Origin of the sequence: Mammaliicoccus sp. P-M59, assembly GCF_022386135.1 — a bacterium.
GTDB classification, from domain to species: Bacteria; Bacillota; Bacilli; order Staphylococcales; family Staphylococcaceae; genus Mammaliicoccus; species Mammaliicoccus sciuri_A.
In genome coordinates, this window is record NZ_JAJNJJ010000002.1 from 239,454 (window position 1) to 259,318 (window position 19,865).

16 protein-coding genes and 1 pseudogene are annotated in these 19,865 nt (G+C 32.3%); 6 read left to right on the forward strand and 11 right to left on the reverse strand.

Going from position 1 to position 19,865, the window contains the following annotated elements; genetic code table 11:
• Window positions 1–70 precede the first annotated feature (70 nt).
• Together LQ617_RS06155 and LQ617_RS06160 are read right to left on the reverse strand one after the other, a co-directional pair.
• Window positions 71–940 (reverse strand): alpha/beta hydrolase, encoded by an 870-nt coding sequence (locus tag LQ617_RS06155; RefSeq protein WP_239739970.1) that lies wholly within the window; start codon window positions 938–940, stop codon window positions 71–73.
• A gap of 184 nt (window positions 941–1,124) precedes the next feature.
• Entirely contained in the window at window positions 1,125–2,522 is a 1,398-nt protein-coding gene (locus tag LQ617_RS06160) for an MDR family MFS transporter (protein WP_239739971.1), read from the reverse strand.
• A gap of 220 nt (window positions 2,523–2,742) precedes the next feature.
• Here LQ617_RS06160 and LQ617_RS06165 point away from each other — a divergent pair, with 220 nt between their 5' ends.
• Window positions 2,743–3,723, forward strand: a complete 981-nt coding sequence (locus tag LQ617_RS06165) for a tRNA dihydrouridine synthase (protein ID WP_239739972.1) — start codon at window positions 2,743–2,745, stop codon at window positions 3,721–3,723.
• A 58-nt stretch (window positions 3,724–3,781) separates the two neighbouring features.
• On the opposite strand, the gene LQ617_RS06170 is transcribed toward LQ617_RS06165, so the two are convergent.
• Window positions 3,782–4,822 (reverse strand): NAD(P)-dependent alcohol dehydrogenase, encoded by a 1,041-nt coding sequence (locus LQ617_RS06170; protein ID WP_239739990.1) that lies wholly within the window; start codon window positions 4,820–4,822, stop codon window positions 3,782–3,784.
• Window positions 4,823–5,131: 309 nt separating this feature from the next.
• On the opposite strand from LQ617_RS06170, the gene LQ617_RS06175 reads away from it, so the two are divergent.
• Window positions 5,132–6,919 (forward strand): fibronectin-binding protein FnbA, encoded by a 1,788-nt coding sequence (locus LQ617_RS06175; protein WP_239739973.1) that lies wholly within the window; start codon window positions 5,132–5,134, stop codon window positions 6,917–6,919.
• A 79-nt stretch (window positions 6,920–6,998) separates the two neighbouring features.
• Here the strand turns inward: LQ617_RS06175 and LQ617_RS06180 are convergent, their stop codons facing one another.
• Together LQ617_RS06180 and LQ617_RS06185 are read right to left on the reverse strand one after the other, a co-directional pair.
• Window positions 6,999–7,832 carry a trypsin-like serine peptidase gene (locus tag LQ617_RS06180; RefSeq protein WP_239739974.1) on the reverse strand — a complete coding sequence of 278 codons (834 nt, stop codon included), beginning with the start codon at window positions 7,830–7,832 and terminating at the stop codon, window positions 6,999–7,001.
• Between the two features lie 144 nt (window positions 7,833–7,976).
• The gene (locus LQ617_RS06185) at window positions 7,977–8,486 is read right to left on the reverse strand and encodes a phage tail protein (RefSeq protein ID WP_239739975.1); all 510 of its coding nucleotides are present in this window, start codon (window positions 8,484–8,486) and stop codon (window positions 7,977–7,979) included.
• 348 nt (window positions 8,487–8,834) lie between these two features.
• On the opposite strand from LQ617_RS06185, the gene LQ617_RS06190 reads away from it, so the two are divergent.
• On the forward strand, window positions 8,835–11,861 hold the full coding sequence (locus LQ617_RS06190; RefSeq protein ID WP_239739976.1) for a YhgE/Pip domain-containing protein: 3,027 nt from the start codon (window positions 8,835–8,837) through the stop codon (window positions 11,859–11,861).
• Window positions 11,862–11,936: 75 nt separating this feature from the next.
• Here LQ617_RS06190 and LQ617_RS06195 read toward each other — a convergent pair whose 3' ends face one another.
• Window positions 11,937–12,347: a carboxymuconolactone decarboxylase family protein gene (locus LQ617_RS06195; protein WP_239739978.1), complete on the reverse strand. Its 411-nt coding sequence runs from the start codon at window positions 12,345–12,347 to the stop codon at window positions 11,937–11,939.
• A 132-nt stretch (window positions 12,348–12,479) separates the two neighbouring features.
• A complete protein-coding gene (locus LQ617_RS06200) occupies window positions 12,480–13,361 on the reverse strand; it encodes a LysR family transcriptional regulator (protein ID WP_126476739.1) in 882 nt (293 codons plus the stop codon).
• Between the two features lie 114 nt (window positions 13,362–13,475).
• Between LQ617_RS06200 and LQ617_RS06205 the strand changes: the two genes are divergently transcribed.
• Both LQ617_RS06205 and LQ617_RS06210 read left to right on the forward strand, forming a co-directional pair.
• Window positions 13,476–14,252, forward strand: a complete 777-nt coding sequence (locus tag LQ617_RS06205) for a 3-hydroxybutyrate dehydrogenase (protein WP_204255468.1) — start codon at window positions 13,476–13,478, stop codon at window positions 14,250–14,252.
• Between the two features lie 240 nt (window positions 14,253–14,492).
• Complete coding sequence (locus tag LQ617_RS06210) at window positions 14,493–15,797, forward strand: TrkH family potassium uptake protein (RefSeq protein WP_239739979.1); 1,305 nt, start codon at window positions 14,493–14,495, stop codon at window positions 15,795–15,797.
• A 54-nt stretch (window positions 15,798–15,851) separates the two neighbouring features.
• Here the strand turns inward: LQ617_RS06210 and LQ617_RS06215 are convergent, their stop codons facing one another.
• Complete coding sequence (locus LQ617_RS06215; RefSeq protein ID WP_204168734.1) at window positions 15,852–16,349, reverse strand: SRPBCC family protein; 498 nt, start codon at window positions 16,347–16,349, stop codon at window positions 15,852–15,854.
• A 107-nt stretch (window positions 16,350–16,456) separates the two neighbouring features.
• Entirely contained in the window at window positions 16,457–16,795 is a 339-nt protein-coding gene (locus LQ617_RS06220) for a winged helix-turn-helix transcriptional regulator (RefSeq protein ID WP_037589680.1), read from the reverse strand.
• 253 nt (window positions 16,796–17,048) lie between these two features.
• Between LQ617_RS06220 and LQ617_RS06225 the strand changes: the two genes are divergently transcribed.
• Window positions 17,049–17,501: a MarR family winged helix-turn-helix transcriptional regulator gene (locus LQ617_RS06225; RefSeq protein WP_239739980.1), complete on the forward strand. Its 453-nt coding sequence runs from the start codon at window positions 17,049–17,051 to the stop codon at window positions 17,499–17,501.
• Between the two features lie 258 nt (window positions 17,502–17,759).
• On the opposite strand, the pseudogene LQ617_RS06230 reads toward LQ617_RS06225, so the two are convergent.
• Both LQ617_RS06230 and LQ617_RS06235 read right to left on the reverse strand, forming a co-directional pair.
• A pseudogene (locus LQ617_RS06230) lies at window positions 17,760–19,382 on the reverse strand (poly(glycerol-phosphate) alpha-glucosyltransferase).
• A 140-nt stretch (window positions 19,383–19,522) separates the two neighbouring features.
• Window positions 19,523–19,865: Rib/alpha-like domain-containing protein (locus tag LQ617_RS06235; protein ID WP_239739981.1), on the reverse strand; the 343-nt coding region annotated here is incomplete at its 5' end.

The window sequence follows — 19,865 nt, forward strand, 5'->3', positions numbered from 1 at the left end:
TTCATTTAAAACCTATCATTAAACCACACTTTAAGGTCAAATACTTTTTCGGTTTACTTATTCATTCTCCCTACTTCCCCCACAGAAACTCTACTATCTCATTCGCGACTTGTTTGTTTTCGTGTAGTTCGCTGTGCTGGGCTGTTTTGCCTTCGTATTTGGATTCTTTATAGCTTTTTGGACTATTTCCTAGTAAATATTTTAAAGACTTTGATGAGCTGTTGGATACGCGGCCGTCTGAGTTGGTGCCGTCTTGTAAGTCACCATATATATTTAATACTTCTATTTCTTGTCCTTTATAGATATCTTTCAATTGTTGTAGTTCTGGATAAGGTGGATTCATGCGACTTGGTTTACCGCTTCTATCCACACTAATTTCATTGACTTGTTCATTCATATTTAATACACCATTAAATGTACCAGCAATGTTCACTTCTTTATTCAACTGAGGTAATGTTTCATCATCCCCGTATTTCAACATATATTTAGCAAATGATAAATTCCCCATTGAATGTCCGACAAAGTTAAATTTCTTAATGCCGTATTCACTTTGTAATTTCGCTAGTACGTTTTTAAACCATTCTGCATTAAGGTCTAGATCGCCTTGTTTATTATTTTCTAATTCTATTTGTACAATAGGATTAGTCGCATCTTTTTTAAGTTTGCCTTTTAATCTAACTTCTCCATCTTCAGATACATATGCTGTGATGACTTCTTTTGTGACACCTTTTTTCTTCGCTTGTTGAACCATATATTTCTCAGAATTCGCACTTCCTGCATAACCGTGTAGAAATAATGTCGGTATTTGGCTATTTATATAAGTTGAGTCTGTTGATTTAACTGTTGTTGAATGATGTTCATTAGATGGTTTCGTCATAATCATAATTCCAACGATTATCAGAAAAATGATACCCATCCCCAAAATCCATAACTTCTTCACTACGATAACCTCAATTCTGTTATTTTGATTTAAGTATAAAGTATGTTTACATAAATTTCCTTATGTATTACTTATAAACTCACAAGGGTCAGTCTGAGGGTTGTCTGATATCACACTGCTCGACCTATAAAAATAAGCATAAGACTGGGACATTATGTATGTCCCGCTCTCACGCTTTATTTCGTTATGCTTCTTTATAGCCTTTTTTAGATGTTGGGTTGATAATTGCTAATATTAATCCGAGTACTGCTACGATACAGATAACAACGTATGCGACGCGTACGCCGTGTACTAATCCTTCTATTCCATATTCATGTGGGTTTAAGATGGCTGTGTTCATAACTGTTACTAATATTGCTGAACCCATTGCTGCGCCGACTTGTCGCATTGTATTATTCATCGATGTTCCGTGTGGTACTAATTCACGTGATAAATTGTTTAACGCAGCTGTTGTTAATGGATTGAAGACCATCGCATTTGCTGCGAGTGAGATGGCAAAGAATATTGTGACATAAGCGAATGATGTATGTGCATCGAGTTGTGTGAAAGCAAATGATGTTATCACGACAATTGAAACGCCTATGATGGATAATAACTTACCACCGTATTTATCGAATATTTTACCTGTGAAGGGTGAAAGTAGACCTGTTATAATTCCACCTGGCATGAGTGCTAATCCTGACATCAATGGTGAATAACCGTGTAGATTCTGTAAGTAGAATGACAGGACTGTTTGACTTCCTATAAATGAAACAAAGACGATACAAACGATAATCATATTGATCGTAAAGGATTTATAGGTGAAGACACGTACGTTAAGAAACGGCTCAGTCATACTTAATTGTTTCACGATAAACATTGTTAAGATGACAATACCTACAATGATCATTGAATACACTAAAGGATGATGCCATCCTAAATTACCCGCTTCACTAAAGCCAAATAGCAATGCCGCAAATCCTAATGTCGACAGTGTGACAGACAGTTTATTAAGTTTCGGTTTCGTAACATCCGTTACATTCTTAACGAATTTCATCGCAAATAATAAATCAACAATGGCTACAACTAATAGAATGTAGAATATTACTTTCCAACTATATTGAGATACGACCCAACCTGATAATGTTGGACCGATTGCTGGTGCGAAACCGACAACAAATCCAAACATCCCCATTGCTTGTCCTCTTTTATCTGCTGGGTAAACGAGGAATAACACTGTTTGCATTAAAGGCATCATAATACCAGCACCCATTGCTTGAACTGCACGGCCTGCGAGTATAACGCTAAATTGATCCGTTATAACACAAATAATAGAACCTACTATAAAGAATGTTAAAGCTGCAAAGTATAACGTTCTAGTTGTAAACCGCTGTGTTAAATATGCCGTAATCGGAATCATAATACCATTCACTAACATAAATATAGACGTTAGCCATTGTACCGTACTACTTGTTAAATGCATTTCTTTCATAATACTTGGTAAGGCTGTAGTCATGAGTGTCTGGTTCAAAATGGCCACAAATGACCCTACCATCAAAATCGTAATAAGCAAAGTCTTATCCCGGTGTTTCAACTCTTCCACGACGACATCTCCTCGAAATCTTTCTCTAACATCATCATGTTATACAAAGCCACATGAGAAAGTCAAAATGCATGCTTTACGTATTAAATTGTTTAGATGTTATGACAAGTAATCTGAATTAAAATGAGTAAATATCCTTTTGTATAAGTTGCACTTTTATGGTAATATCATCATGGATAAATATTTAATAAATTAATAAATAAGAAGGTTAAAATATATTATGAAAGAAAATTTTTGGAGTGAATTGCCACGTCCATTTTTTATTTTGGCACCTATGGAAGACGTTACGGATATCGTCTTTCGTCACGTAGTCAGTGAAGCTGCTAGACCGGATGTCTTTTTCACTGAGTTTACAAATACGGAAAGTTTTTGTCACCCTGAAGGTATACACAGTGTTCGCGGACGCTTAACATTCAGTGAAGATGAACAACCTATCGTCGCACATATATGGGGCGACAAGCCAGATCATTTCCGAGAAATGAGTATTGGAATGGCAGAAATGGGCTTTAAAGGTATTGATTTGAATATGGGATGTCCTGTAGCAAATGTTGCAGGCAAAGGTAAAGGTTCTGGCTTAATACTAAGACCTGAACGTGCTGCCGAAATTATTCAAGCAGCAAAAGCTGGTGGTCTACCGGTAAGTGTTAAGACACGCCTCGGTTATTATGATATAGAAGAATGGAGAGATTGGTTAAAGCATGTCTTCGAACAAGATATCGCAAACTTATCTATTCACCTTCGTACGCGTAAAGAAATGAGTAAAGTAGATGCACACTGGGAATTAATCGAAGCGATCAAGAATTTGCGTGACGAAATCGCACCTAATACATTGTTAACAATCAATGGTGATATTCCTGATAGAAAGACAGGTCTTGAACTTGCTGAAAAATACGGCATCGATGGTGTTATGATTGGTAGAGGTATCTTCAATAATCCATTCGCATTTGAGAAAGAACCTCGCGAGCATACAAGTAAAGAACTATTAGACCTACTCAGATTACATCTCACATTATTCGATAAATACGCAACAAGTGAAACACGACAATTCAAAAGCTTACGTAGATTCTTCAAAATTTACGTCCGCAGCATGAGAGGCGCTAGCGAATTAAGACATCAATTAATGAGTACAGAAACAACAGACGAAGTACGCGCATTACTAGATGAATTCGAAGCCCAAATGGAAGACGCCGTAGAATCTTAAAGTGAATCAATAAAGGAATCCCCTGTTAACGTTGGAGTTAGCAGGGGATTTTTTGTTATTACATTGTGCTTGTATCTATTACGAAACGATATTTAACATCAGATGATAAGACTCTTTCATATGCTTCGTCTATTTGATCTGCTGAAATTAGTTCGATTTGTGGTCTAATGTTATGTTCTGAACAGAAGTTTAACATTTCTTGTGTTTCTCTTATACCACCTATTGCTGAACCTGCAAATGATCTACGGTGACCGATTAAGTTTGCTACGCGTAATGATACGGGTTCTGCTGGTGCTCCTACGTTAACAAGTGTACCGTCTAAGCTTAATAATCTAAGATAATCGTCTATTGGTAAATTAGCACTTACGGTATTAATAATTAAATCAAATGAGTTCGCTAGTTCTTCAAATGTTGACTCATCACTTGTTGCATAATAATGAGAAGCGCCTAATTTCAATCCGTCTTCTTTTTTATTTAATGTACGTGATAATACTGTTACGTCAGCACCCATTGCATGTGCAATTTGAACAGCCATATGACCAAGTCCACCCATACCGATAACAGCTACATTTTTACCTTCGTATGCTTTCCAGTGGTTTAAAGGTGAATACGTTGTAATACCTGCACAAAGTAAAGGTGCCGCTTCATCTAAAGGAATGTTATCTGGAATACGTAGTACGAAATCTTCATGTACGACGATATGTGTTGAATAACCACCTTGAGTAGGTTCGCCATATCTGTCAGTACCTGCATATGTACCAACCATTCCTTTTACGCAGTATTGTTCTTCTCCATTTTGACAATGTTCACATTCGCCACATGAATCAACCATACAACCAACACCAACACGGTCATCTACTTGATATTTACTCACATCAGAACCAACTTCTTTAACAATACCCGCAATCTCGTGACCTGGTACTAAAGGATAGTTCACTGGTCCCCATTCTCCATGTGCAGTGTGAATATCTGAATGGCATATTCCTGCATATTTAATTTCTATCAAAATATCATGTTTATCTAAATCTCTTCTCGTAATTTCTGTCGCAAAAAAATTAGAATCCGGACTACTTACTGCTCTCGCTTTAGCATTTAGCATCATAAATTCCTCCGTTACTTACTGGATAGAATACTATATTTGTATTCTTCTTTGCTTATATTAGACTCGTGTGGAATCATCGTCAATTCATATGACTTACGCACTTTATTGTATATTATGCATCGTTATAAATATTAAAAATTACTTTAAAACAAAAATGTTTGTTATATGTATAAACTTTATTTTTCAATATTTTGTAAACAGTGACATATTTATGAAAAAAATCTATTGTTTTATTAATATCCGTGAGGTATAAATATATTAGATAGATGTAATATGTAACATAATACGGGATGGAGATGAATTTTAATGCAAAGGAACACTTATCAAAGATTTTCATTAAGAAAGTTCAAAATCGGGACGGGATCTATTTTATTGGGAACTTTATTAGTCATGGGTATTCAACATGAAGCACAAGCGAGTGAAAATAGCGCAGTAGAAACAGACAATACAAACATCAATAGTGAAACTACAAATACAGATTCAGAGAATACTGCTGTGGAACAACCAAGCGATGCTACACAACCAGAAACGACTAATGAATCGAACGAGAACACAGACGTTACAACAAATGAAGCAAGTGAGACACCTGAAGATAATAACGATGAAGCTACTTCTTATGCTGCAAAGCAATATCCTGATCAAGACACAAATTCTATTGCAGTAAACAATGAGGCTGATGCTAAAAAGGATACAGATAAAGATGGTGCTTTGACGTATTTCAATGCGCAAAATGGTTATGTGCCTGAACAAACACAAACTGTTAAAAACGGCGTAAAAACAAGCGAGCATTGTACAGCTGATGAAGTGACAACTGAATATACAAATAAAGTTAATCTTAATGCTAAAAGTGTTATGGATACAAATTTAGATGACTATTCTAACAATGGTTTTCAAGAAAAAGTGAAAAATCCAAATAACCATCCAAATGCAACTGACACTCATAATTATGGCCCGGGAAATTTAGAAGTTCATCATTGGCAAAGTGGTCCAAATGAAGCAACAACAGCACAAAATTGGAGAATTGTTTTTGCGACTGACTATGCAATTGATAATGCTGTTATGCGTGTGACGTTGCCTTATGATAATGTCACAACTTCTGATGCGTCTGATTGGTTAGTGAATAGATATTATCCTGCTGTTTCAAAGGATGGTAAGAGTTCATATACGAATATCATTACACCTGAAAACATCACATTTGATGGTAATATCGCAATCATTAACTTAGGTAACGTAGTAGCAAATAGTGCTTACGGTATTGTATTTAATAAACAATTTGATACACCACAAGACTTTAGTGGCGGACCGCTTACTACAAGTGTCAATGTTAGTGGAGAGTGGAACGAAGAAGATTTACGCAGACAATTAGAACTTAAAAAAGAATCTATGCGAGCACAAGGTATGTCTGAAGAAGAGATTAATAAAGCAGAATTAGACTATATCAAATCAAGTTTAACACCTAAACAAGTAGAATATATCAATGAAGTATGTGAAATTCCAGACAACCCGGACAATCCGGACAACCCTGACAATCCGGACAACCCTGACAACCCGGATAACCCGGATAACCCAGACAACCCGGACAACCCTGATAATCCGGACAATCCAGATAATCCGGACAATCCGAACAACCCAGATAATCCGAACAACCCAGATAATCCGAACAACCCAGACAACCCAGATAATCCGAACAACCCAGACAACCCGGATAACCCGGACAACCCAGATAACCCAGATAATCCTGACAACCCAGATAATCCTGACAACCCAGATAATCCGAGCAACCCAGATAATCCGAGCAACCCGGATAATCCGAGCAACATGGATAATCCGAGCAACATGGATAAAACTGGTCATTCAAACAATGTTGTCCCAGTTAAATCAGACAACTCAGTTAGCTCAAACAACATAGTGAAACTAAATAATAATAATCAAGCGCACACTTCTAAAGATACTAATCATAAAGATAATCATAAATTACCAGATACAGGTGAATCTAAAGTAGAACATACTACATTATTTGGTACACTTATCGCTATGTTAGGATCAGCATTCCTATTATTTAGACGCAAAAAAACATCAGAAGATAAAGAATAATTAATAAGATAATACACGATTAAAGCTACACAAAATAACAGAGCATCTCTCAATAAATGAGGGATGCTCTGTTTATATATTATCGATTATGTTTAAGTATAAACGCTCTTGGATTTCCGTAAATTGATTCTCCTCCAGCTACTTCTTGTTTAGCATACTGGTAGCCTGAATTACCTCTCAAATTATACCCATACGTTCTTAATGCATATACTTCAAAATTACCATTTACCATTGGAGAACCTGAATCTCCCGCTCTAAACTTATCTTTCGTCATTAATTTTGCTTTATTAGATGACTCTTGTAAAAATTTCAACTTATTCCAATAAGCGTATGTATTATTTCCATTAACGACTGGATAGCCTAATGAGTATAAATTATCATTGAATTTCAATGATTTGATTTGTTTATTAGTTGCTAGTTTTAAAGGTTGAACTTTTGCCTTTTGAACCATATTTTCTTTCGTTTCTACGACGACCATATCATAAGCAGGAACCTTATAAATTTTTTTAGCTTGGAATTGATAAGGTATTTTTTTGCCATCTCGATTTAATTGGAATTTTATTTTTTTAGGATCCGTTTGTCTACCATTTGCTCTTTCAACAACATGTGCATTCGTAACAAATGTATGATTACCTACTACAAACCCTGTTCCCATACTATCTTTACCCGGACCTTTCCAGCCATCCATATTAGAAACACGACCAACCGCTTTATATTTATTCTTATGCGCATAATCATAACGCTTCATGATAATATCTTTATTATTTATTTTTTGGGCTTTCTTATATGCAGAATTAGCATTCCAACTTTCCATACCATTATAATAATAATTTCCCACCGCATCTGCTTTGTTAACTGCAAACAATAATAGTAAAAGCCCTAAAATCAATGTAACGACCTTTTTTGAATACATATTCTATCCTCCTAAAGTTAATAAAATGCTACTTATCTTTAGTTAAATATAATACATGGACATATAATGACCATTTAATAAATTTAATATATATTTTTTGATTGTCTATTAGAGTACAAAAAAGCGAAGCATATTTACGCTTCGCTAATCTAATATTTCATAAAAAACATCTATAAACTCTTTAAACTCCAATTTTATATTGCTAATCATATCTTTCGAGCTGCTTATAATATCTATAACATCGTTACTAATATAGAGTATATTTTGCTTATTATAGAATATGATATAAGGTTCAATCATACCTTTTTGGATGTATAAACAATAATTAATGATTTCATCATTTTTTAAGTTCTCTGTAGTTACTATTATATATTCTTCATTTGAAGTGTGTACTTCTTCTTTCCAGTTTGTAATATTGAAGAAACGACCAAATCGTGTTTTTTCTCTAAATTTAACAGGATATTTATACTCTGATAAAAACGAACATTTTGTTTTAGTTTGGTTGGTAAATAATTGATTAATAATATTGGAAAGTTGCTTCTTGTTTACGTGTTCTACATCAAAACGTACTCTATTTTCATTAAATGCTTGAAAAAAAGGTGTTTCACTTTCTAGATCAAAGTTTATGTTCATTTCTTCGAGGTTAATAATCATTTTTAATCTCCTATTCACTTTCTATTAAAACAACAATATAAAATATTATTCCTATTATCTAATATTTCACATATCGATTCAATTACTAATAGATATTCCCCCCACCCTTTTTCAATGCAGACATGACATCTGCGGTCTTTGAAAGAGGTCTTTTTTTCTCGATATCCAAAAATAGAAATATTTTCTATTTTAATATACTGATATATCTATAATACGCTATTTTAGTCATATATTAACCTTTATAAATATACTGATATAACAAAAGGGGATTGAATTGATTTTGAACATGGGGTATGATAGCGGTATTGATATTTATAGTACATGTCATGTACTAATGGATAAGGAGTTATGATTTTGAAGAAACCATTTGAAATTTTTATTGAAGATATTAAAAATATCAGACGTGTGCCGTTTGTAATTATATTATTATTAGGTCTTTCTATTTTGCCATCATTCTATGCGTGGTTTAATTTAAGTTCTACGTGGGATCCTTACAACAATACGCAAGGTATTAAAATTGCGGTCGTGAATGAAGATAAGGGTGCTAAGGTTGAAGGTAAAGATATTAACGTTGGTGACCAATTAGTTGAACAGTTGAAGAAGAACGATAAGTTTGGATGGGAATTTGTGAATCGTAAGAAGGCTGACGATGGTGTTGAAAAAGGTGATTATTATGCCTCTATATATTTACATAAGACTTTTTCTGATGAAGTCACAAGTATCTATCATAAGAAACCAAAGAAAGCCGTTATTGATTACAAAGTAAACGAGAAATTAAATGCCATTGCACCTAAAATGACAAACGCTGGTGCATCATCCATTGTAGATTCTTTAAATAAAGAATTTGGCGAGAATGCAACGAAAGCATTATTAAAAGAAGCAAACCAAGTCGGTTTAGATCTTGAAAATGAATTACCTACTCTAAGCAAAATTAAAAATGCTGTATATACTGCTGAAGATAATCTTCCGAAAATAGAAGAATTCAAAGAGAAAGTCATTGAAATTGATGAACATCAAGATGACATCACAAAGTATAAAGATGAATTCGAAGCGCTAGGAAATTACAAAGGAGATATTAATGAAGGCGTTAAGAAAATTAATGAAGTAAATAGTAAAATGGGTGACATTAACCAAGCAGCTCAATTAATTACGAAATTGAATGCTAAAATGCCTGAGATTGAAAGTGCATTAGCAAAAGCGAATAAAGTACAGCAACAATTCCCTAAAATTAATAAAGGTGTGCCTCAAGGTATTGAAGCAACCGAAAAAGCATTAGCAGCTATCAATAAAGCAGAACAATATTTACCTGAATTAAATCGTAAATTAGACCAGTATGAAGCAGATGCTAAAAAAGCTCAGGAAAAAACTGAAAAAGCGAACGAAAAGCTGAAATCAGAAGCTGAAAAAGACAAGAAAGAAAGTAAAGATAGCAAAGCGAAACCTGAACAAAGTACAAAAGAACCTCAGCAGTCGTCAGAAGAAGAAAACAAAGAAGATAATAATACTGACCAAAATGCTGAAAAACAAGAAAGTGAAAAAGAAAAAGCTGATACTTCTAAAGAAGAAACAGAAGAAAAACCATCGACTGAAGAACAAGAGAAAGAAAATGATATCGTAACAACGCAACAAGCTTATGAAGAAGAAAATGATAATAACGAAAATAATGACCAAGCTTCTAAAAACGTATTAACTGATCAAGAATTAAACGAAATGAAATCTGCACTGAGCGAATCTTTAACAGCGCTCTCAGACTACAGTAACGAACAAGCTACTATGAATAAAAAAGATTTAGAAAGCATGCAAGCCATCAATCAAAGTATCTTGATGAGCCAAGACAGTAAACAACTTGCAGACACTGTGAAAAACAATCAATCACGTTTAAAACAAGGTGTCACTTTTAATAATTCTATGATTGATATTTTAAAGGAACTTCAGAAATCTGAAGGTATTGATACTTCATCAGCCATTTCACAATTTGAATCAGCTAACAAAGATTTACAAAGTGTTATAAATGGCCAAAGCAACCTGATTAATGCTTTAAATAACGGTAAATCTGGCAAAGAAGAAGTCTTAGCATTAGATAAATTAATCGATTCTAATCTCGTATCTTTAGATAATTTATTGAAATATACAAGCAGTGATTTTAAGACGACTTTAATGGAAGGCGTTAATCAAATCGATCAAGCGTTAACTAAAGGTATCGATGATATCTCGAAGATTAGAAGTTCCATGAACATGATAGATAATGTAATTCAAACTGGGAAAAGTTCCTTACAAAATGGTCATGATTTATTAGTCAGCATTAATAATGAATTACCAGAACTTGAAAGAAAGTTTAATAACATTAATGAAGTAGCTCAAACAAACTTCCCTAAATTTAAAGAGCAAGTTGGTAAAGGTGCTTATTACGTTGAAAATGAACTACCAAATGTTCAATCAGAAGTTAAAAAGCTCGCACAGTTCTCAAATAATGATTTACCAACAATGATTGATAAATACGACCGTGCTGTTCAATTAATAGATGACAACTTACCAGAAGCTCAAAAGGAAATTCATGACTTAGCAGAATTTGCGCGAAATGATTTACCAGGTATTGAAGAAGATATTAAGAAAGCAGCGAAGAAAGTTAGAGAAATAGATAAAGATGATACAGTTCATGAACTGATTAAATTATTGAAAAATGATTTAAAGAAACAAGCAGATATTATCGCACATCCAATAGAATTAAAAGAAGAATCGTTATTTAGTGTGCCAAACTATGGAACAGCAAGTACACCATTCTATACATCTTTAGCAATTTGGGTAGGTGCTTTACTATTATCTAACTTATTAACAACAGATATTAAAAATCCAGAAATTAAGCAGAAATATTCATTGAGAGAAACATTCGTTGGAAAGAGCTTTATATTCATTATTATAGGTATTATACAGTCCATTATCGTGTCGCTAGGAGATATGTTTATTTTAGGCGCAGCAATTGATAATAGATTATTATTTATACTATTAGCCGTACTCGTTTCAATCGTATTTATATGTATCGTCTATACATTAGTGTCCCTATTCGGTAACGTAGGTAAAGCATTAGCAATTGTTATTATGGTACTACAAATAGCAGGTGGAGGCGGAACATTCCCAATACAAGTCACACCAAAATTCTTCCAAGCTATACATCCATATTTGCCATTTACTTATGCCGTAGATGCTTTAAGAGAAGCGGTTGGAGGCGTCGTACCAGAAATACTCATATACAATCTCATATGTCTCGTATTATTTGGTGTCGTCATATTCACAATAGGATTTATCGTTAAACCAATACTCGACCCATGGAAAAAGAAAACAATCAAACGCGCCGAAGACAGTTACTTAATGGAATAATTAAATTACGTATAAAAAAACAACCGCCCGATTCGTAGCAGCGAACTACAGGATCGGGCGGTTTTTTGGGTTGTATTATTGTTCTACTTTAGACAAATCTACTTTTATCTCTCTGTCTTCGAATACTTTTTGAGCTACTGTTAACGCATTTAATACACGTGGGAAACCAGTATAAGGTATTAAATGTGTGATTGTTTCTATGATTTCCTCTGGCGTCACGCCTGATGTCAATGCTGTATTGATGTGTAATTCTATTTGAGGTTCTGTTCCTTGTGTTACAAGTGAAGAAACCGTTACTAAAGCACGTTGTTGATTTGTTAAACCTTTACGTGAATAAATGTCTCCATAAGCAAATTCAATAATATATTTTGAAACGTCAGGTGCTATATCTTTAAGATTGTCAGCTATTTTTAAATGTGTTGAACCTGTCTCTGCAGTATATTCCATAAGTTTATCCATACCTTGTTGGTATTTATTTTGATCCATAATAAATCGCTCCCTATTCGTAATTGCTAGCTTTAAAATTTTTTCCTGTGAACAATTACTAATATAGTCCTGATATGATTATTTGTTAAATATATAAATATCATAATTTCTATAACTAAAAGTTATAACTAACTAAATACCATTCTCTAATATATAATCAATTAGTGCTCGCGTTGCATGTGAACGATACCTATCTTTTTTAACGATAAGACCCACTTCCCAATAAATATACGGTTCTGTTATAGGTACTGCAGTGATTTTATCATAATCGATTTTGCGCTTTAATGATTCTGGAAAGAACGTAACACCTAAATTATTTTCTACCATGTCTTTAATAAAATCCCATTGTGCACTTTGATACGCAATATTTGGCTTAAATCCGAATTTATCACATTCTTGTATAATGCGATCATGCATCGTAAAATCTTCTGTAAATAAAATAGTCGGTTCATGCTTAATATCCGTTAATGCAACTTCCGAACGTTGTGCTAATGGATGCGACTTTTGTAGATATAACATCAATTTATCTTTCGTCAATTGATAGACGTCGAATTTTGTTTCATCTACTGGTAACATAACGATGCCACAATCTATCTCACCTTCATCTACTAAACGTATAACTTTATGAGTACCTTCTTCTATTAATTCTGTTGTTAAATGTGGATACGCCGAAGAGAAGCCTTTTATCATGCTAGGAAAGAACATAATACCAATTAATGACGGTAAACCAATCTTTATATTTCCACTTTTTAATGAACTATTATCGTTCAAATTCGATGTTAAAGAGTTTAATGTATCAAAGATTTTAAGTCCATGATTATAAACAATTTCACCTGAATCTGTAAGTTTAACTTGTCTGTCTGAACGGTCTAATAACTCGACATTCAGTTCAGATTCAAATGCTTTGATTGTCTTACTAAGCGCTGGTTGAGAAACATGTAATTGTTGTGAAGCCTTAGTGAAACTGCCCAGTTTGGCTACTGTCATAAAATAGTTAAATTGACGGATTTCCAAATTAATCCCCCTTCCTTATAACTTTAAGTTATAGATTTCATTATTAATATTCATTTTACTTATCAACATTGTAGAAGTAAACTAAATATATAGAGAAAATATGGAGGGATTTCGATGTTAAAAGATAAAGTTACGATTATTTCAGGTTCTGCTAGTGGTATTGGTTTAGAAATCGCTAAAGAATTTTTAAACCAAGGTGCAAAAGTAGTATTCACAGACATTAATAAAGCTAATTTAGACAACGTCGTGCGTGACTTTAAAGATAAAGGGTTTGACTGTATCGGTATTCCAGCAGATGTTTCGAATGAAGATGATGTCATAAACCTTGTCAATGAAACTGAAAAACATTACGGTCGTATAGATGTTTTAGTAAATAACGCAGGCTTACAACATGTCTCAAATATTGAGGATTTCCCAACAGCTAAATTCAAACAAATGATTGATATTATGTTAGTGGGTACATTCATCATGACGAAACATGTATTACCTATTATGAAAAAACAACAATTTGGTCGTATCTTAAATATGTCTTCTATTAATGGCGTTATCGGATTTTCAGGAAAATCTGCATATAACAGTGCCAAACATGGCATTATCGGTTTAACAAAAGTCACTGCTTTAGAAACTGCAGAAGACGGTATCACAGTAAATGCCATATGCCCAGGTTACATTGATACACCACTTGTACGTGGTCAAATGGAAGACTTAGCCAAAACACGAAACGTAAGTGTTGATCAAGTACTTGATGAAGTATTATTCCCAATGATTCCTCAAAAACGACTCGTCGACATTCAAGACGTAGCAGACTATTCCGTATTCATTGCCAGTGATAAAGCCAAAAGCGTAACTGGCCAATCTATCTTAATAGACGGCGGATATACAGCACAATAATAAAAAACTCAGGCTAGGACATAATGTATGTCTCAACCTGAGTTTTTCTCATTTCATATGTTATAAAATAACTTGATTTCTTGAAAACCTTTTAAAAATTCTTCCTTGCTATAATCATTTTCTCCTCTAGAGCACCACCTGATATGCTAGCTAATGTTTTCTATTTTATTTATAAATTTATTGCTATTTTTTATTAATAGGACTATTATCTTTATATCTTATAATGCAGGTGATAAAAAAATGAATACTATATTCAAAGTTACTATGATTTATCTGACACTATTTTTAACGACTACAATCATAGGTTCGATATTACTCTACTTGCCAGTTACTGGACGAAAACCTATTGATTTTGTTGATGCTTTTTTTATCGCTACAAGTGCATTTACAGTAACAGGGCTTTCAACTGTTGATATACCGAACCAGTTCAATGAATTAGGATATTTGGTAATACTTCTACTGATTCAAATTGGTGGGTTAGGAATTGTTACTTTAATGATCTTTATAATGATTTTCACTAGAAAAAACATTTCGTACAAAAATAGAGAACTATTAAAGTATACGTGGAGTCTTGATAATGATTCAGGATTACTAAATATAACTATACGTCTTGTATTATTCAGCTTTATTATCGAGATTTTGGGTGCTATTTTTTTATCCATTGTTTTCATTCCAGATCACGGTATTGTTAGAGGTGGGTTCATCAGTATATTTACTTCTATATCATCATTCAATAACGCCGGTTTTTCTTTATTTTCAGATAGTCTGATGAGTTACAGTGATAACTTAATTGTTAACGTCATTGTTCCATTGTTAATTGTAATTGGCGGTATAGGTTATATTGTTATATTAGATTTGTGGAAAGCTAATCGCTTGAGTAAATTAAGTCTACATTCAAAAATCGTATTAACTACTACAGCCATATTAATCGTGATTGGTTCACTTTCATTTTGGTTATTAGAAGCAAATAATGTATTAAAAAACGATAATTGGATTGTTCAAATTTTTAAATCTGTTTTCCAATCGATATCAACTAGAACTGCTGGATTCAATACCGTTGACATAGGTCAATTACACGACTCTACTCTATTTATATTTGATTTATTAATGTTTATTGGTGCCGCACCTATGAGTACCGGTGGTGGTATAAAAGTTACGACCTTTGCTATCATTATCGTATATTTATATTCTTTATTAAAAGGTCAGACACATCCACATATATTTAAGAAGAGTATTATGACGGAACAAATAAATAAAGCAATAACTGTATGTTTTTTATCAAGTTCTTTAATTTTTATCTCAACATTGAGTATTTTAATTCAAAATCCAAAACTTGATACAACAAAGGTATTATTTGAAACGATTTCAGCTTTTGCGACGGTTGGACTTTCAACTGGCATAACCGCTGATTTAAATTCAATGTCTAAAGTTATACTCATTTTGTTAATGATAGTTGGTAAAATAGGCGTACTCATTATCATTTCGATATTTGTACACCCCAAAAAAGAGTTGTACTTTTACTCAACAGAAAAGATTCATTTATAATTCTATAAAAATAATCGCCCGATCCGTAGTGAACTACAGGATCGGGCGAATTTGTTATTGTGAAAATTTTGCGAGGCAGTCTAACCAGTCTTGATGTCCATTAATCATAGGATGATTCTCGTCTTTTGCCATTTGTTGTGCTGGTATGCCAATTTGTGATTCTTGCGTTAAAATTCTTAATCTATTTTGTGGTAATTTTTCGATCAGCCATGCGTGATAGACGTCTAAGAAGTCATCTCCTGTAGAATTGTTCCAACCATGCCAAGCGATACGCGCAACATCTTCATTGATGATGAGTTCTTCAACTTTCGCTTCTATATCAAATCCAAATGTTTTAAATTTGAAACGTGTATCTTGTTGTAATTTAGACGATGTTTGATGATACATATGAATATCACTACTATTTTTATAATATTGTTCCCATTTTGAAGTATCGATAAGATTTTCTATAACAGTTTCAAAACTTAAATCTCTTACTATTATTTCATTAGAAGCAAAATTATCAGTAGTACCTGGTAACCATTTTTGTGGCCAAATAATTTCATTTAACATATTATCTCTCCTATTTATTAAAGTAGAGATAAATATATCACCGTTTAATTTCCTTGAGAAGACTGCACTTTTTTGTAAGTTAGTACCCAAAAAGTAACTATACCCGTTTAATAATTGCTATGTTGAATAATAGAATCTCCCATATATTCTTCTCCCCAGTTACACATTTCATTTAAAATAGTTTCTAAAGTCTTACCATACTCTGTGATGTAATATTCTGTCTTAGGAGGCACTTCTGGATAAATCACTTTTTCAATAAATCCATCTTGTTGTAACTCTTTCAATTGTTGGCTTAACATCTTAGGTGTAGCTTGAGGTAATCGCTTTTGTAATTCATTAAATCTTAATTTACCATCCAACAAATACCATAGAATAATCGGTTTATATTTACCTCCTATTAAACTTATAATCGCTTCTACAGGACAATTAAACAATCTTTCTTTCATATTTAACCTCTCCTTTCCCCCACCTACTTATGATAACTTTCCCCTTATCAATAGTTCTGCTAAAATTATACACTATAATAATTATAAAACCATCGAAACAATTGTCCAAAATAAAATTTATATAATGTTGTATAAAACAACAATATTTTTTTATAAATTTCTTATTTAACCTTTATTTAATTGTCATATTTTAGTAAAATTATTTTATAAAAGTTACTTACATATATTAACAATAGAAAGAGGGATTGTTTTTATGGTTATTAAAGAAGAAACTCAATTTAAAATTGAATTTAGAAACACTATTCTCAATTTAAATGAAAATGTTGATTTACTAGTTAAAAAAACAACTAATAATTGTGGATATTCAGTTAAGGTATGTAAATTGATATATTTTATTAAATTTCATGATGGATTAAACTTAAATGAATTAAGCATAAAATTTAATGATGATAAAGGGAACTTAAGTAGATTAATTGATAAATTAATAAATTTAGGATTTCTAGAGAAAAAAAAGGAAATTGATGACAAAAGAAAAACGTATATATTTATAACTAAGAAAGGGGAAAATATGATTAATGATGTACAAGAAGAATGTTCAAAAATTATAGATGAACTTTTAATCATCTATAATGATAAAGAAAAAGCTAATTTTATACATTTGATGAAAAGACTTGATGCTCATATTACTAATTTATTGAGGGATTAAGTGATTTCATTTAATTTAAAAGGAAAAAATATTTAAATTATATCAATAAACCTCCACAATGTTTTTTTACAATTATTTTTCAACAACTTAGATTCTAATTATTAATTACATTTTAATATTTAATACCAGGACTGGAATCAATCCTGGTATTAAATATTATATTATATTATATTATATTAATTTGATAGTATGAAATATATACCATAGTCTTCCTATAATTATTTAAATAAGAAGGTTTATACGAGTAATACTTATAATTTAAATATAAATATTAGTTTTTTTAGTGCTAAATACTTTTTGATATTGAACATACCCTGATAAATAGTGTTCAATATCATCAATCCTTACTCTGTACCCATGATGCTTAATGAAGAAAGAATTCACAATGCGTGCTGGATTTTTAAAGTACATTGCAATTTCAGGATAAAAGTAGCCTGTTCTTTCATAATCAGCTCTTAAATGTATTGTATTAATGAATTTTTCTTCATCTAAATAAGTTTCAACAAGTTCAGCATATCCTGTCTTTTTAGCTTTTTCGACTAAGTGATAAGTCGCCATTAACATTTCTAAAAATGTTGGGAATGTCGTTTCCCTTTGTTGCATATAATCTAAATAACTCGATACGTTCTGAATGCCAAATTTATAATATTTCTCTTGTGGATCAATTTGTACTAATTCATTTGTACAATATCCTAACCAGTGATCATGATATTTCCAATATTTTTTCTCTATAAACATTTCGAATAACATTTTGACAGTATTCAACCATTCTTCATTATGATCAATTTGATAAAGTCTTAATAATGCTAAAGCAGCTTCACCATCATAATATACAATTCTGAATTGTTCTTTAGTCGTTAGATCAGGATAATTTAATACATGAATCGTTTGTTGTTGATCATCAATCATCGTCAATATCCCTTTAGCAACTTTCTGTGCAGCTTCTAAATATCGAGCATTATCAGGTACATGCTTTAAATATTCACAAATCGCGAAGATAAATGCAGCATTTTGACCTAATTTTATTTCATTCACACCTTCAGTATCATCAAAAATATATCCCGCACCATCAACTTCAAATAAATAATGTTTGATTAAATAATCAATCGCCTTTTCTACAATCGTCACATCTTCATTTAAATAACTCAGACCTTCTATTAATGCATATGTTGATGATGAATGACGTAAATTATTATAAAATCCTATTTCTTTATCGAAATGTGGAAAATAACCATAAATATACTTTCCGTTATCTTGAATTTGATTTTTCAAAAAATGAGTACTTGTCTCAATTAATCGATCAATTTCTTCATTAATATTATCAATTTTTCTTAGACCTTTACGATATCCCTTTTCTTCTAATTCAATAAGTTGATCTTTTTCAATAAAATAGCTTTTCGTGTAGAACTTATAAACATCTTCATTTTCATAATTACGATGTGTGAAATATTTTCTTATTCTTTTATACTTTTTAATATAGTTGTTAATGTTCTTCTCAGACATGAAAAGCTCTTTACTATTAGGTTCTGGTCCTATAAATGCATTGGTATTAATTTCTTCAGGTAAGAATGCTAACTCCCAATTATTATCTAATGAAAAGCCATATTCTACATAATTTCTACGTGTATGAGTTAAATCATGCTTTAATTGTTCATATTTAATTTTTTCAATTGATGTAACGAAATCTATTTTGATCCATTCGGCTTTTTTACCAGTATTTTTTCGAAATGCTTCTATATATTTTTAAATATTTCGGTCATCATTATGTGATTTAAACATTTTTACTAAAGCCTTTTGGGAAGGATGACCAATACTAACAAAAATTTTTTCTGCATCTGAATGACTATTGAATAAATTCTTTAGTTGATTAGATATATCCATTCATTACATACCTTTCTGTATTAACTTTTATAAAAACTAGCCTAAATCTGTTTTATTAATGAAAATTATGACACTATCCTAAAAATCATAGAGGCTGGGACAAAAATTTGCCCCAGCCATAAAATTTCAATTATATAATTCTAGTTATTTTCTTTGTTGTCTTTTTTACGACGACCAAGTAAGAATAATGATCCAATTCCAGCAAATAAACCGCCGAATAAAGCACCGTTATTTATTGGTTGTTCACCAGTGTCTGGTAATTTCTTATCATTATTTAATTTATCATGATCATCTGTAGTTGCAGCTTTTGCAATGCCGTTTCCATCATTGTTGTTTGAATCAGTTGAACCCATTCCCATATCTGAATCGCTGTCTGCTTCTTCACCGACTGGTACTGGTACTTTAATGTGATCTTCTGTACCATCTGGGTATTTCACTGTTACATCTACTTCTGTTGTACCTGGTGTTTTACCATCCGGTAAT